16 protein-coding genes are annotated in these 13,703 nt (G+C 49.8%); 5 read left to right on the top strand and 11 right to left on the bottom strand.

The genetic code is table 11. The annotated features are described in order from the left end of the window. Positions 1 to 55: 55 nt before the first annotated feature. The gene (locus B3Z23_RS16030; RefSeq protein WP_294912158.1) at positions 56 to 418 is read left to right on the top strand and encodes a YacL family protein; all 363 of its coding nucleotides are present in this window, start codon (positions 56 to 58) and stop codon (positions 416 to 418) included. A 65-nt stretch (positions 419 to 483) separates the two neighbouring features. Here the strand turns inward: B3Z23_RS16030 and speD are convergent, their stop codons facing one another. From speD to B3Z23_RS16015, 3 genes are all read right to left on the bottom strand, one after another. Beyond that, complete coding sequence (gene speD / locus B3Z23_RS16025; RefSeq protein ID WP_038023016.1) at positions 484 to 1,287, bottom strand: adenosylmethionine decarboxylase; 804 nt, start codon at positions 1,285 to 1,287, stop codon at positions 484 to 486. A 30-nt stretch (positions 1,288 to 1,317) separates the two neighbouring features. Next, the gene (speE, locus tag B3Z23_RS16020) at positions 1,318 to 2,178 is read right to left on the bottom strand and encodes a polyamine aminopropyltransferase (RefSeq protein WP_294912157.1); all 861 of its coding nucleotides are present in this window, start codon (positions 2,176 to 2,178) and stop codon (positions 1,318 to 1,320) included. Between the two features lie 95 nt (positions 2,179 to 2,273). Then, positions 2,274 to 2,624, bottom strand: coding sequence for a YacC family pilotin-like protein (locus B3Z23_RS16015; RefSeq protein WP_038023012.1), 351 nt, complete (start codon positions 2,622 to 2,624; stop codon positions 2,274 to 2,276). Positions 2,625 to 2,781: 157 nt separating this feature from the next. On the opposite strand from B3Z23_RS16015, the gene cueO reads away from it, so the two are divergent. The 4 genes from cueO to B3Z23_RS15995 all read left to right on the top strand — a co-directional run bounded on the left by cueO (position 2,782) and on the right by B3Z23_RS15995 (position 7,209). Next, a complete protein-coding gene (gene cueO, locus B3Z23_RS16010; RefSeq protein ID WP_294912156.1) occupies positions 2,782 to 4,428 on the top strand; it encodes a multicopper oxidase CueO in 1,647 nt (548 codons plus the stop codon). 151 nt (positions 4,429 to 4,579) lie between these two features. Beyond that, positions 4,580 to 5,116 (top strand): hypoxanthine phosphoribosyltransferase, encoded by a 537-nt coding sequence (hpt, locus tag B3Z23_RS16005; RefSeq protein ID WP_294912155.1) that lies wholly within the window; start codon positions 4,580 to 4,582, stop codon positions 5,114 to 5,116. A gap of 399 nt (positions 5,117 to 5,515) precedes the next feature. Further along, positions 5,516 to 6,439 carry an ABC transporter ATP-binding protein gene (locus B3Z23_RS16000; protein WP_294912154.1) on the top strand — a complete coding sequence of 308 codons (924 nt, stop codon included), beginning with the start codon at positions 5,516 to 5,518 and terminating at the stop codon, positions 6,437 to 6,439. Further along, on the top strand, positions 6,439 to 7,209 hold the full coding sequence (locus B3Z23_RS15995; RefSeq protein ID WP_294912153.1) for an ABC transporter permease: 771 nt from the start codon (positions 6,439 to 6,441) through the stop codon (positions 7,207 to 7,209). Before B3Z23_RS16000 ends, B3Z23_RS15995 begins: the two co-directional genes overlap by 1 nt. Before the next feature lie 42 nt (positions 7,210 to 7,251). Here B3Z23_RS15995 and panD read toward each other — a convergent pair whose 3' ends face one another. From panD to sfsA, 8 genes are all read right to left on the bottom strand, one after another. Then, on the bottom strand, positions 7,252 to 7,632 hold the full coding sequence (gene panD, locus B3Z23_RS15990) for an aspartate 1-decarboxylase (protein WP_294912152.1): 381 nt from the start codon (positions 7,630 to 7,632) through the stop codon (positions 7,252 to 7,254). Positions 7,633 to 7,651: 19 nt separating this feature from the next. Further along, positions 7,652 to 8,518, bottom strand: coding sequence for a pantoate--beta-alanine ligase (panC, locus tag B3Z23_RS15985; protein ID WP_294912151.1), 867 nt, complete (start codon positions 8,516 to 8,518; stop codon positions 7,652 to 7,654). Positions 8,519 to 8,534: 16 nt separating this feature from the next. Continuing rightward, positions 8,535 to 9,329 (bottom strand): 3-methyl-2-oxobutanoate hydroxymethyltransferase, encoded by a 795-nt coding sequence (gene panB, locus B3Z23_RS15980; RefSeq protein WP_294912150.1) that lies wholly within the window; start codon positions 9,327 to 9,329, stop codon positions 8,535 to 8,537. A gap of 89 nt (positions 9,330 to 9,418) precedes the next feature. Beyond that, positions 9,419 to 9,907 carry a 2-amino-4-hydroxy-6-hydroxymethyldihydropteridine diphosphokinase gene (gene folK / locus B3Z23_RS15975; protein WP_294912149.1) on the bottom strand — a complete coding sequence of 163 codons (489 nt, stop codon included), beginning with the start codon at positions 9,905 to 9,907 and terminating at the stop codon, positions 9,419 to 9,421. Between the two features lie 2 nt (positions 9,908 to 9,909). Then, positions 9,910 to 11,319: a polynucleotide adenylyltransferase PcnB gene (gene pcnB, locus B3Z23_RS15970; protein ID WP_294912351.1), complete on the bottom strand. Its 1,410-nt coding sequence runs from the start codon at positions 11,317 to 11,319 to the stop codon at positions 9,910 to 9,912. Between the two features lie 40 nt (positions 11,320 to 11,359). Then, positions 11,360 to 12,292, bottom strand: a complete 933-nt coding sequence (gluQRS, locus tag B3Z23_RS15965; protein WP_294912147.1) for a tRNA glutamyl-Q(34) synthetase GluQRS — start codon at positions 12,290 to 12,292, stop codon at positions 11,360 to 11,362. A 68-nt stretch (positions 12,293 to 12,360) separates the two neighbouring features. Further along, on the bottom strand, positions 12,361 to 12,816 hold the full coding sequence (dksA, locus tag B3Z23_RS15960) for an RNA polymerase-binding protein DksA (RefSeq protein WP_038022990.1): 456 nt from the start codon (positions 12,814 to 12,816) through the stop codon (positions 12,361 to 12,363). 179 nt (positions 12,817 to 12,995) lie between these two features. Next, positions 12,996 to 13,700: a DNA/RNA nuclease SfsA gene (gene sfsA, locus B3Z23_RS15955; RefSeq protein ID WP_294912146.1), complete on the bottom strand. Its 705-nt coding sequence runs from the start codon at positions 13,698 to 13,700 to the stop codon at positions 12,996 to 12,998. Between the last annotated feature and the right edge of the window lie 3 nt (positions 13,701 to 13,703).

Genomic DNA, 13,703 nt, shown 5'->3' with positions numbered 1-13,703 from the left:
ATTCTCTGTCAGCAGAAAGAGTCTGAAGACAGGCCGTTGCAGTAAGGAGTCCAATGTGGAATACCAGTTTGTCAATGATGTCACCGGCAATGTCATCGTCAGAATGTCGATGGATCATGAGGCTGTGGGGCACTGGTTTAATGAAGAAGTTCAGGGTGATATGGCTATACTGGATGAAGTTGTTGCGGCTTCAATGGCGCTGAAAGGCACCGAAAATCAGTGGCAGAAAACCGGCAAGGAATACACGCTGTGGCTGGATGCGGAAGAGGTGATGATTGGCGCTAATCTTCTTTCTTTTGACACCGATGAATTAGAAGAAGGGATGGCTTACTACGATCAGGAATCGCTATCGTTCTGCGGTCTGGAGGATTTTCTGCAGCTGATAGCGGCTTACCGGGAATTTGCTCGTGGTCGCTAGAGTAAAAGATGGTCTGAACTCATTCTGGTCATTCGTGGACCGGCATAAGCGCCGGTCCGTCTGAATTATTTATTACTGACCGCAGGGATATTCCGGCCATAATAAATTTCCCGCATCTCCTTCCACAGCAGATCAGTGATGCGCTGATGTTCCTGAGGCGTCAGGTCTTCCGGGCGGGTATTAAACAGGTAATGCTTCAGGTCAAATTCTTTTAGCAGCATTTTGCTGTGAAAAATATTCTCCTGATAAACATTCACATCCATCATGTCATACATTGATTTGATATCTTTGGACATGAAATTCTGTATAGAGTTAATTTCGTGATCGATGAAGTGCTTTAATCCATTGATATCTCGAGTAAAACCTCGCACGCGATAGTCAATGGTCACAATGTCTGATTCCAGCTGATGGATCAGATAGTTCAGCGCTTTCAGCGGCGATATTACTCCACAGGTAGACACTTCGATATCGGCTCGGAAAGTACAGAGCCCACCTTCGGGATGGCTTTCAGGATAGGTATGTACGCAAATGTGGCTTTTATCCAGGTGAGCGACAATAGCATCCGGTAACGGACCAGGATGTTCCGAGGTATCGATATCTTCGGGATTGACCGGTTCTTCACTGACCAGGATAGTGACACTGGCTCCCTGGGGTTCATAGTCCTGGCGGGCAATATTCAGGATATTCGCGCCGATAATTGAACAGGTTTCGCTAAGTATCTCGGTCAGTCGGTTAGCATTATATTGTTCATCAATATAGGCAATATAACCGTCACGTTCTTCTTGTGAATTCGCATAGCAAATATCGTAGATACAAAAACTCAGGCTCTTGGTCAGATTGTTGAAGCCATGTAGTTTAAGCTTTTGCAATTTAGTTCACCTCCTCAGGTATTTCAGGGATTATTCTGCGCTCAGAGCGTCCAGCAGATATTGTGGCAGGGCGAAACTTGCCTGGTGAATGTCCGGGGTATAATAACGACAGCGGATGTCAGTTTCCTGACAACGTGCTTTTAGTGTGTCTGCAGGCAGCTGACGCAGCAGTGCATTATTACTGGCCCAGGCAAAAGTCATGATGCCACCGTAATAAGTCGGCACTGCGGCCTGATAGAAGGTTACATCGGAAAAATAAGGGCTTAACCGGCGATGGCTGTTGACCGCTTCATCCTGTTGCAGGAAGCAGACGCCGTTCTGTGCAACAAAGATTCCGTCTTCGTTCAGGCAGCGCTGACAGCCGGCATAAAAATCAGAAGTGAACAGACTCTCCCCGGGCCCGATAGGGTCGGTACAGTCAGAGATGATCACATCAAACTTCTGTTCGGTCTGACTGACAAAATTCACGCCATCATCGATCACCAGCGTAAAGCGGGGATCATCATAGGCCCCGTTGCTGTGTGATGGCAGATACTGACGGCAGAAGTTAACGACTCCAGCGTCGATTTCTACCATGGTTATTTTCTCAACGCCCGGATGACGCGCCACTTCCCGTAGCATGCCACCGTCACCCCCCCCGATAATCAGTACGCTTCTGGCATCACCGTGGGCAAACAACGGTACATGAGTGAGCATCTCATGATAGATGAATTCGTCCCGCTCGGTAGTCTGAACCACGCCGTCAAGGGCCATTACCCGGCCAAAAGCGCTGTTTTCAAAAATGACCAGATCCTGGTGTTCAGTCTTATCCCGATATAACTCTTTATCGACAGTAAAATATTGCCCGAATCCGTCATGAAGTGTTTCATGCCATTTCTCATTCTGAGACATGTTATGACCCCCCCTTCGCTGCATTGCGATGAAAATAAGCAGGCTATGATAGCGAAGTTAATGAGGGGATGCACGGCTGACAAGGAAAGAGGGGGTTACTTATTCACATAGGCCAGTAAGCTCAGAGATTTTTCGGCAAGAGAATGGCATTTTTTTGCTTCAGGAACGGCAATGCCACTCAGATCCTGATAACTTGATTCGCCACGTTGCTGCATGTTCATCAAATCATAATTGCTCAGATCCCAGTGGTTCTGGCGGGCGAAGAACACCAGTGCATTACGGATTTGTGCATCAGGAATATCCTGATAGCCACAGTCATTTTTAAGATAGATAAATACCGCTGTTAAATCGGCCATATCTTCTGCCTGTGATTCGTCGAGTGCGAAACTTGTGCCGGATGCTCCCAGTAACACGGATAGCAGCAGGAACCTGAACATTTTGGTCATGGGCGTTCTCTGATCACTGTAATGTGATGAACGTTATCATAGAAATTGTCAGGATGACGATAGTTTTGACCTCTTGACCGGGAACAGTTACTTGACCTTCCTGTGAGGGAAGGGTTTAAGCTTAACAAATCATATTTTTGTCTAAGGGCCCATGGATATGCAGCGTCGCGATTTTCTTAAACTTACTACCGCATTAACGGCTGCCGGAGTATTGCCTGTCTGGAGTCGTACACTGATGGCGGCTCAGCGGCCCTTACTCCCCATTCCGACGCTACTGACGCCGGATATTCGCCAGCAAATCAGGCTGACAGCAATGACGGGAACCACTCAGTGGCAAGGGAAAAATGTTGCAACATGGGGGTATAACGGTAGCCTGCTCGGTCCGGCTATCCGCCTGCAACGTCATCAGCCAGTCACGGTAAATATTAATAATACCTTACCGACCGCCACGACGCTTCACTGGCATGGGCTAAAAGTTGGAGGGGAGGTGGATGGCGGGCCGCTGGAGATAATTGCCGCCGGCAGTCGCCGTCAGGTGACATTTACGCCGGATCAGAACGCCGCGACCTGCTGGTACCACCCCCATTTACACGGTCATACCGGATTCCAGGTCGCAAAAGGGCTGGCTGGTCTGATTATCATTGATGATGATGAAATTGGTAAAATGCGTTTACCGACGGAGTGGGGAGTTGATGATATTCCTCTGATATTTCAGGATAAGCAACTGACCAGCGATGGAACGGCGATTGATTATCAACTGGATATTATGCGGGCCGCGGTGGGCTGGTTTGGTGATATGATGCTGACCAACGGTGTCAGTTATCCTCAGCATGCAGTACCACATGGATGGGTGCGTTTTCGTATGCTCAATGGCTGTAATGCCCGCAGTCTGAACGTGAGTACCAGTGACAGGCGGCCCTTGTATATTATAGCCAGTGACGGTGGGTTGTTACCTGAGCCGGTAAAAGTTGAATCCTTGACGCTTATTCCTGGTGAACGTTTCGAAGTGATGGCAGATACCTCGGATGGTCAGCCTTTTGATTTTGTCACTCTGCCGGTTGAACAGGCTGGCATGACTCTGTCACCGTTCGAACAGCCGCTACCATTGATTAATATTCTACCGCTGCGTGTCGCCGGCAGCAGTATTCTGCCGGACCAGTTAACGACCATGCCAGCTCTCCCGGCAACAGACTCACTAAAACAGCTACATCACAGAACTCTGACGCTATCAATGGATAAACAGTTGGATCAGCAGGGAATGGCGGCGCTGATGAAACGTTATGGTCACAAGGCGATGGCAGGCATGCATCAGCCTGATTCGAAGGAGCCGGCGCATAGCATGCAGGATATGCAGATGCCGTCCGGCGATAACATGTCGGGTATGTCCGGGTCTTCCGACCATCCGATGCATTCGATGAGTATGGCAACCAATAATCAGGCCGGAAGTTATGATTTCCATCAGGGAAATAAGATTAATGGTAAAGCATTTGATATGCATCAGCCTTCATTTGATGTGCCGGTACAAACGTCTGAGGTCTGGCGGATCAGCGGCGAGGGCGACATGATGCTGCACCCGTTCCATATTCACGGTACACAGTTCCGTATTCTGTCTGAGAATGGCCAGCCGGTTGCGGCACATCGTAGTGGCTGGAAAGATATGGTCAGAGTGGAAGGTGGTGTCAGCGAAGTACTGGTCAACTTCCCTCATACCGCTTCAAAAGAGACCGCATATATGGCGCATTGCCATCTGCTGGAACATGAAGATACCGGGATGATGCTTGGCTTTACGGTAAGCGGCAGCTGACCGGGGCCGTCAGAATTGCCGGGTTAATCGGTGGCTGGTCTATCGTGGGGGCCCTTTTCTGTGCGATAATTCGCGCCATGATCTGCGGATCATCAATGTATTTATCCCGGCAAAGATGAGGTTTAGCTGAGTAAAATCAGTGAGATATATTATGAAACACCGTGTAGAAGTGATGATTTCCGAACAGGAAATTAAACAGCGTATTGCAGCGCTTGGACAGCAAATTTCCGCCGATTACCGTGACCGCGGTAATGATATCGTGCTGGTCGGACTGTTGCGTGGATCATTTATGTTTATGGCGGATTTGTGCAGAGCCATAGAGGTATCTCACGAAGTCGATTTTATGACTGCCTCAAGCTATGGCAGCGGTATGTCGAGCACCCGTGATGTGAAGATCATGAAAGATCTGGATGAAGATATCCGTGGCAAAGACGTGTTGATCGTTGAGGATATTATTGATTCAGGGAATACCCTGAGTAAGGTTCGCGAGATTTTGAGTTTACGTGAGCCAAAATCACTGGCGATTTGTACTCTGCTGGATAAGCCGGACCGTCGGGAAGTTCATGTTGATGTTGAATATGTAGGTTTTACTATCCCGGATGAATTCGTTGTAGGGTATGGTATTGATTACGCTCAACGTTACCGGCACCTGCCATATGTCGGGAACGTAGTGATTCTGGAACCCTGAAAGGGTCGGTAAAATAGCACAATCTTTCAGGCCGGGTCTGCCGGTCTGAATTATACTGAGCGCGATTTTTCACCGGCTACCCGGTTGATTGCGGTCTGGCAGGTAATAATAACCACCTCCGGGACATTAAGCGGAGGTTTGCTGCTGAGGCTGACGAACCCTGTCACACTGCTGCCACCCTGGTGTTAAATCCCCATAATATTAAGTTCAGCCTCGTTTCGACTGAGTGCTCATCTTCAGCAGTATGCCCTGCTTGTGTTGCGTCTGAGCACGTGATTCACGGTGAGCGGGGCGCGGCTATACACAGTATTTTAATGCTCTGATGGCCGGAACACGTCGGCGCAATCACGACACCATTATTCATGTTAAATACGTCATCACGACGGGTATGGAGCAGGTATGACTTATGCACTGGAAATTTCCGGGCTGACCAAAACCTACGGGGACAGCGTCAGAGCTCTGAAAGGGCTCGACTTAAAGGTAGAGGCGGGAGATTTTTATGCGCTGCTGGGACCTAACGGTGCCGGTAAATCGACGACCATCGGGATCATCAGTTCACTGGTCAATAAATCTTCCGGACAGGTAAAAGTGTTCGGTCATGATCTTGATACTGACAAGGTTAATGCAAAACGTCAGCTGGGGCTGGTCCCGCAAGAGTTTAATTTTAACCCGTTCGAAACTGTATTACAGATTGTCGTCAGCCAGGCCGGATACTACGGCGTTGAACGTAAGGAAGCACTAATTCGGGCTGAAAAGTACCTGCGTCAGCTTGATCTATGGGAAAAACGAGATGAACGAGCCAGAATGCTTTCTGGCGGAATGAAGCGCCGTTTAATGATTGCCCGCGCACTGATGCACGAACCTAAGCTGTTAATTCTTGATGAGCCCACCGCCGGCGTGGACATCGAATTGCGGCGTTCTATGTGGGTCTTCCTCAAGGAACTGAATATTCATGGTACCACGATTATCCTGACGACCCATTACCTGGAAGAGGCCGAAATGCTTTGCCGAAATATTGGGATTATTCAGCGGGGAGAGCTTGTCGAAAATACCTCAATGAAAAACCTGTTGGGTAAACTTAAATCGGAAACTTTTATCCTGGATTTGGCACCACACAGCCCGTTACCAAAGCTGGATGGTTTTAATTTTAAACTGGTAGATACCTCGACCCTGGAAGTTGAAGTGCTGCGCGAGCAGGGGCTGAACAGTGTGTTTAGTCAACTTTCAGCACAGGGCATTTCGGTGCTGAGTATGCGTAATAAAGCGAACCGCCTGGAAGAACTGTTCGTCAGCCTGGTCAACGGCACTGCGGAGGAAAAATAATGGCGCATTTGTATTGGGTAGCGCTGAAAAGCATCTGGGCAAAAGAAACCCACCGTTTTATGCGGATCTGGATTCAGACGCTGGTGCCGCCAGTCATTACCATGACACTGTATTTTATTATCTTTGGTAATCTGATTGGTTCACGGATCGGGGATATGCATGGTTTCACCTATATGCAATTTATTGTACCTGGTCTGATTATGATGTCGGTTATCACCAACTCCTACGCGAACGTGGCTTCTTCATTTTTCAGTGCCAAATTTCAGCGGAACATAGAAGAGTTGCTGGTTGCACCGGTACCCACCCATATCATTATTGCTGGCTATGTAGGAGGAGGAGTAGCACGGGGAATCTGTGTGGGCGTGCTGGTCACGGCGATATCACTGTTCTTTGTACCTTTCCATGTCTATTTTTGGCCAATGGTGGCACTGACGATTGTACTGACCTCGGTATTGTTTTCACTGGCAGGGCTACTGAATGCGGTGTTTGCCCGCAGTTTTGATGATATCAGTCTGATTCCGACCTTTGTGCTGACACCACTGACTTACCTGGGTGGGGTATTCTACTCACTGTCATTATTACCGCCGGTCTGGCAGATTGTGTCTAAACTGAATCCGATCGTTTATATGATCAGTGGCTTCCGGTACGGATTTTTAGGGATTAATGATGTTCCGGTAGGACTCACCATTTTGATTTTGCTGGTGTTTATCGCGGTGTTTTACGCGCTGGTCTGGACATTAATTCAGCGCGGCAGAGGTTTACGCAGCTGATTCAGCAGAATTAATCCGGCCCCTGTGGGGCCGGATTGCCATTCAGGCCATCTGCACCGGAACGGCTTTCGCTACCCGCTGCATTTCGTTGCCTTCGCCAAAATAAGCGACTTTAGGCTGCCACTGTTGGGCTTGTTCATCTGTAACCTGCACATAGCTGCAAATAATCAGCAAATCACCGACACAGGCACAGCGGGCTGCTGCTCCGTTTACCGAGATAATGCGTGAACCAGGTTCCGCAGCGATGGCGTAGGTTGAAAAGCGTTGACCGTTATTCACGTTATAAATATCTATGGCTTCATATTCGAGAATACCGGCGGCTTTCATAAAGTCCTGATCTATCGCACAGGACCCCTCATAGTTAAGATCGGCCAGAGTCACACTGACGCGGTGTAGTTTGCCCTGTAGCATGGTACGTAACATAACACTCTCTCCCGTAAATTTATCTGGCCGGGACTTCCGAAAAACTGACCTGTTGATTATCGATAAGCCTGGCCTTACCCAGCCAGGCAGCCATCAGAATTACGGCACTGTTGCTGTCGGCAGTCAGAGGATGCAGCGTCTGACTGTCACAGATCGCAATCCCGTCAGGCGTAAATCCGTTATCGCGTAACTGCTGCTCAGCATCATGGATAATGGCTGCCGTATCAGCCTGAGCACTGGTGAGCCGACATGCCATCTCATTCATAATCTGGCTAAGTCGTGGGGCATTTTCGCGCTGCTCTGCGGTCAGGTAGCCATTGCGTGAACTGAGTGCCAGATGATCCGGCGCCCTCACGGTAGGTACGCCGATAATCCGGATGTTATACCCAAGATCGGCCACCATTTTACGAATCAGTTGCAGTTGCTGAAAATCTTTTTCACCAAAGCAGGCAATATCCGGCTGCACCATATTAAACAGCTTGCTGACAATGGTGGAGACGCCACGAAAATGCCCAGGCCGGCTGGCACCCTCCAGCAGATAAGAGAGCTCAGGGACTTCAACAAATGTCTGGACGCTGGTGCCTCCGGGAAAGATCACTTCTGCAGAAGGTGCGAATAAAATATCGACCTGGTGTTGCTGTAATTTTTCACAGTCTTCGGCAAAGGTCCGTGGATAACGGGACAAATCCTCAGCACGGTCAAATTGCATCGGATTCACAAAAATTGAGGCCACGACAATATCCGCAGCGGCTTTCGCCGTATCCATCAATGTCATATGACCGTCATGCAAATTTCCCATCGTAGGGACCAGCGCAATGCGCTTACCCTGCTGTCGCAGGCGGCGAATTTCTTCGTGCAACTCTGCCGGCGTTTCAATTACTTTCACGATTCTTTCTCCTGCCCTACTGATAACTGTGTTCTGCTGACGGGTAACTGCCTTCCGCAACCTGGCGAATATAGAGACTTATTGCGTCACGGATATTGCCCGTTTCTGCCAGAAAGTTTTTACTAAATTTTGGCAGGTGTCCGTCGGTGATCCCCAGAGCATCATGCATGACCAAAATTTGCCCGTCGGTCTGATTACCGGCACCTATTCCGATCACAGGGATGGATAATGCGGTGGTAATCCGTGCGGCCAGCGAGTGGGGCACACATTCCAGAACCATGAGTTGTGCTCCTGCTCGTTCCAGTGTCAGGGCATCATTCAGTAATACTTCAGCTGCCTCACTGTCACGACCCTGGACTTTGTAACCCCCAAACACATTCACTGACTGAGGAGTCAGACCCAGATGACCACACACCGGCACCGCTCGTTCAGTCAGTCCGCGAACGGTTTCAGCCAACCAGGCACCACCTTCCAGTTTGATCATATTTGCACCGGCCCGCATCAGTTGTGCAGCGTTTTCATACGCCTGTACAGGCGACGAATAGCTCATAAATGGCAGGTCCGCCAGTAACAGAGCGTGCCCGGCGCCCTTGCGCACCGCGGCGGTATGGTAAGCTACCTGTTCAACCGTGACCGGCAACGTTGAGTCATGACCCTGGATGGTCATGCCCAGCGAGTCGCCCACTAACAGCACCGGTATGCCTTCGCCAGAGAACAGGTGAGCAAAGCTGTAATCGTAAGCCGTCAGTGCGGCAAATTTCTCGCCTGACAATTTCCATTTGCGAAGATCATTAATCGTGACTGATTTCATTATGACCTCTTGTCATTATTTTTTCTTGCGGGGAGTTTACAGGAATAATCAACCAGGGTGAATGACCTGTCAGGGCAGCTTTCGGGCGGTCAATGGGTCTGCCACAGGCTAATGTCGGAGCTATCCAGTGCGGAAAGCAGTGACGCAATACTACGCCCATCTGGGTACTGACAGTCAGGGGCTATCTCGTTAAGCGGCAGCAGCATAAAAGCACGGTTGTGCATATCGTAGTGCGGAACGGTCAGATGCGGTGTCGTTATTTCCAGATCACCAAATAACATAATATCCAGGTCCAGCGTACGGGGCCCCCAGCGTTCATCTTTACGTTCACGACCCTGCTCCAGTTCAATACGCTGGGTATGTTCCAGTAACTGTACGGCAGTCAGTGACGTTTCCAGCGCAATGACAGCATTAAGGTAGTCAGGCTGGTCCGGTGGGCCATAGGGCGGGGTGCGGTAAAACGAGGAGGTAGCGACCCGCCGGCTATGCGGGATCGCATCCAGCGCCTGCAAAGCTGCATGCACTTGTTGCATAGGATCTGCCAGATTACTGCCCAGGGCAATATAAGCCAGAGTCATCCTCAGTTATTCCGTGGTGCCGGCTGACGGCGACGCGACCGGTTAGGACGACGACGCTGATGCGGATCGCTCCCCAGACTATTGATCATCGCCGACTGACGTACCGGAGGTGCTGACTGAAACTCTCCCCACCATTGTCCCAGACGCTCAAGTTCACTATTTTTTTCTACTTCAGCGCGCAGTAACAGCAGGTCATAGGCCGCACGGAATTTCGGGTGTTCCATCAGCTTCCACGCCCGTTTACCATGGCGGCGCGGCAGGCGTAGCTGTAGTGACCAGATGTCCCGAATCAGGCTGGTAATGCGTTTCGGGATAGCGATGGCACGGCAGGCTTCATCCAGTGTGTCATTCATTGCCAGAGCAAAAGCTTCGTACCATGGCAGCCCGCTTTCCTGGGCAATCTGTTGCGCGCGTTCAGACTGCGGATACCACAGCATGGCGGCAAACAGAAATGCCGGGTTAACACGCATATCATTGTTAATCCGTCGATCAGTATTCTTCAGTACCTGAACAATCATCCGTTCCATGGCACTGTCACCCTGTGGGGTAAGATTCTGTGTAATGGTGGGGAACAACGGCTGAAACAGCTGGTACTGCAACAATAACTGGTAGGTTTGCTCGCCGTTGCCGGCCTGAAGTAATTTCAGTGACTCTTCAAATAAGCGCGCAGACGGAATATCGGTCAGCAGGCTTGCCAGACGTGTGATGGGTTCGGCAGTTTCCGGGTCAATGCTCATATTGAGCTTGGCGGCAAACCGGACTACCCGCAGCATCCGCACCGGATCTTCACGATAGCGGGTTTCCGGAGAACCGATGAGGCGAATCACCCCCTGTTGCAGATCCTGTAGTCCTCCGACATAGTCACGAACAGTAAAATCAGCCACACTGTAGTAGAGGCTGTTAATGGTCAGGTCACGGCGCTGTGCATCATCTTCAATGGAGCCAAAGATATTATCGCGGAGTAGCATCCCGTTCTGACCAAGCTGAGACTGGTTCCGGTCGTGTTCATTATTCTTTTCGGCTTCGCTGGCATGATGACCGCGGAAAGTTGCCACTTCGATGACTTCCGGACCAAACATCACATGTGCCAGACGGAAGCGTCTTCCCACCAGACGGCAGTTACGGAACAGTTTACGCATCTGCTCCGGGGTTGCATTGGTCGTAATGTCGAAATCTTTCGGTTTTTTACCCAGCAGAAGATCACGGACACCGCCGCCAACCAGATAAGCTTCAAAGCCTGCTTTATTTAGCCGATACAAGACTTTGAGCGCATTTTCGCTAATGTCCTTTCGGGAAATATTATGCTTATCACGCGGAATGATAGTCATCAGATTTTGGTCTTTTGTCTCAGCAGGGACTTCTTCTTCACGAAGAAGAACTTTCCGACAAAAATTCGCTACTCGGGTAAAAATAGTACACCTCGACAGTGACATAAAATAAGTAATGCTCAAATCAGCGGCTAATCATAGCCTGTTGTGAGCAGTTTGAGAATGCTGTAAGTGGCTCTGCCGGGATTAAAGCGTCATTTAATGGGATATCGGCGACTTTCCAACGGGAGACAGCCTGTAACAATAATGCATCACGGGAAAGATCCTGCCATTCATCGTCTACCGTCTGACCCAGAAAATGGAGTGCTTTTACCAGGACGGGGCGCGGATCACCTTCCGGTAAGGGGGGCGCATGATTCTGTTTCGATAATTTATTGCCGTCAGGATTGATAGCCAGCGGTAAATGCATATAGGCTGGTACAGCCCAGCCCAGTTGCTGATACAGGGAAATCTGCCGCACGGTAGGGGCAATTAAGTCAGCACCGCGGACAATTTCAGTGACTCCCTGAAAATGGTCGTCCACGACTACCGCCAGATTGTAGGCAAACAGGCCGTCACGTCGATGGATAATAAAATCTTCGGCTGCCATTGCATGGTCGGCTGTTAACCTGCCACGTAATTGATCTTCGAAAGAGAGTACAGGAGAAGCCTGGCAAATCCGCAATGCGGCATCCTCTGAACCAAGATTCAACCCGCGACAATGCCCATCGTAAATTCCCCCCGTCTCACGGATTCGGTTACGGGTACAACGACAGAAATAGCTCTGATGGCTGGTAATCAGTTGCCCGATAACCTCCCGGTAGGCCTCGCTGCGTTGTGATTGCCAAAGAACATCACCATCCCAGTGTAAGCCATAATGTTCCAGCTGGCGCAGGATAGTGTCTGCAGCGCCGGGAAGTTCTCTGGGGGGGTCAATATCTTCGATGCGTACCCACCAGCGACCCTGTTGAGCCCTGGCATTCAGGTAGCTGCCGAGAGCAGCAATTAAAGATCCGAAGTGTAATGCTCCGGAAGGAGAAGGGGCAAAGCGCCCGGTACAACCATTATCAGGCGTCATAAGCAATCATACAGGCACAACAGAGCCGGTACGGCTCTGTTGTACGTTAGCTTGCTGGCAGGCTGAAATCAGCCAGCCATTTGCTTTTCACGGATCTCTGCCAGCGTCTTACAGTCGATACATAAATCGGCAGTAGGACGGGCTTCCAGACGACGGATACCGATTTCAACACCGCAGGATTCGCAGTAGCCAAAATCATCATCCTCAACTTTCTTCAAAGTTTTTTCGATCTTTTTAATCAGCTTACGCTCACGATCACGGTTACGCAGTTCCAGACTGAACTCTTCCTCCTGGGCAGCCCGGTCAACCGGGTCCGGGAAGTTTGCCGCTTCGTCCTGCATATGTGAGACAGTACGGTCGACTTCATCCCTGAGTTGATTACGCCAGGCTTCAAGAATTTTTCTGAAGTGTGTCAGCTGGGCTTCGTTCATATACTCTTCGCCCGGTTTCCCTTGATACGGCTCCACCCCAGCGATGGCGAGGATACTCAGGGACGATGTTTTACGGTTTTGCCCTTCTTGCATGCTGTTTCTCCTGGATAACACGCACTATCGATTCCCGGTGAGGGAAAAAAACAGGCCGCTATAAATAGCAGAAGCTATCTCTGTTGGCAATTACTGATATTGTATGTTGTTGCCCACTTGTCAATAAAATTGACGCTTAAATGCCGAATTATCTTTTCAATACACGCCGTTGCAGCCATTTATTGGTCGAAACCAACAGAAAATTCTATTTTAGCATCGGCAGGTGTGAGCGAAGCTTTATAGACCATAATTTCCACTCCGGCCAGTATTGCTTGATCAAGAAGTGCTGCGTAGCGTGGATCGATATGGCGGGCGGCACTGACGTTATCAATCCCGCTATGTAGCACCGCGAAAAAAAGAATCGCACGATGGCCTGCAGCGACGATAGACATTAACTCCCGAAGATGTTTTTGTCCCCGCAGAGTAACCGCATCCGGAAAATAGCCATGGCCATTTTCGAGTAAGGTGACCGATTTGACTTCAACATAACAGTCTTTCAGGCCTGGTTGTTGCAGTAAAAAATCAACCCGGCTGTTTTCCGAACCATAACGAACTTCACTTTGGCTTTGCCGGTATCCGGCAAGTTCAGGGATGCGCTGACGATCAAATGCTTCACGAAACAGCGTATTGGCCCGAAGGGTATTTACGCAAATCATGTCACCGGCGACCGTTTCAGTCAGTTCCCAGCTGTGAGCATATTTACGTTTTGGGTTATCTGACGTGGAGTACCAGACAGTATCTCCCGGTATTGCACATCCCGTCATCGCGCCGGTATTGGCACAATGCAGTGTGAAAAGTTCTCCCTGTGGAGTGATGACATCGGCCAGAAACCGTTTGTAGCGTTTGAGTAAGGTGGCGGCCTGCAAAGGCGGATTAAACTGCATATG

It is taken from the genome of Tatumella sp. UBA2305 (assembly GCF_002345795.1).
GTDB lineage: Bacteria > Pseudomonadota > Gammaproteobacteria > Enterobacterales > Enterobacteriaceae > Tatumella > Tatumella morbirosei.
This window is presented reverse-complemented; position numbering and strand designations above follow the sequence as displayed.

Bases quoted from the DNA above. Each gene is read 5' to 3' on its own strand.
- speE (WP_294912157.1), bottom strand. From the start codon at position 2,178: ATGTCTCAGAATGAGAAATGGCATGAAACACTTCATGACGGATTCGGG.
- B3Z23_RS16015 (WP_038023012.1), bottom strand. From the start codon at position 2,624: ATGACCAAAATGTTCAGGTTCCTGCTGCTATCCGTGTTACTGGGAGCA.
- cueO (WP_294912156.1), top strand. From the start codon at position 2,782: ATGCAGCGTCGCGATTTTCTTAAACTTACTACCGCATTAACGGCTGCC.
- hpt (WP_294912155.1), top strand. From the start codon at position 4,580: ATGAAACACCGTGTAGAAGTGATGATTTCCGAACAGGAAATTAAACAG.
- B3Z23_RS16000 (WP_294912154.1), top strand. From the start codon at position 5,516: ATGACTTATGCACTGGAAATTTCCGGGCTGACCAAAACCTACGGGGAC.
- B3Z23_RS15995 (WP_294912153.1), top strand. From the start codon at position 6,439: ATGGCGCATTTGTATTGGGTAGCGCTGAAAAGCATCTGGGCAAAAGAA.
- panD (WP_294912152.1), bottom strand. From the start codon at position 7,632: ATGTTACGTACCATGCTACAGGGCAAACTACACCGCGTCAGTGTGACT.
- panB (WP_294912150.1), bottom strand. From the start codon at position 9,329: ATGAAATCAGTCACGATTAATGATCTTCGCAAATGGAAATTGTCAGGC.
- folK (WP_294912149.1), bottom strand. From the start codon at position 9,907: ATGACTCTGGCTTATATTGCCCTGGGCAGTAATCTGGCAGATCCTATG.
- gluQRS (WP_294912147.1), bottom strand. From the start codon at position 12,292: ATGACGCCTGATAATGGTTGTACCGGGCGCTTTGCCCCTTCTCCTTCC.
- dksA (WP_038022990.1), bottom strand. From the start codon at position 12,816: ATGCAAGAAGGGCAAAACCGTAAAACATCGTCCCTGAGTATCCTCGCC.
- sfsA (WP_294912146.1), bottom strand. From the start codon at position 13,700: ATGCAGTTTAATCCGCCTTTGCAGGCCGCCACCTTACTCAAACGCTAC.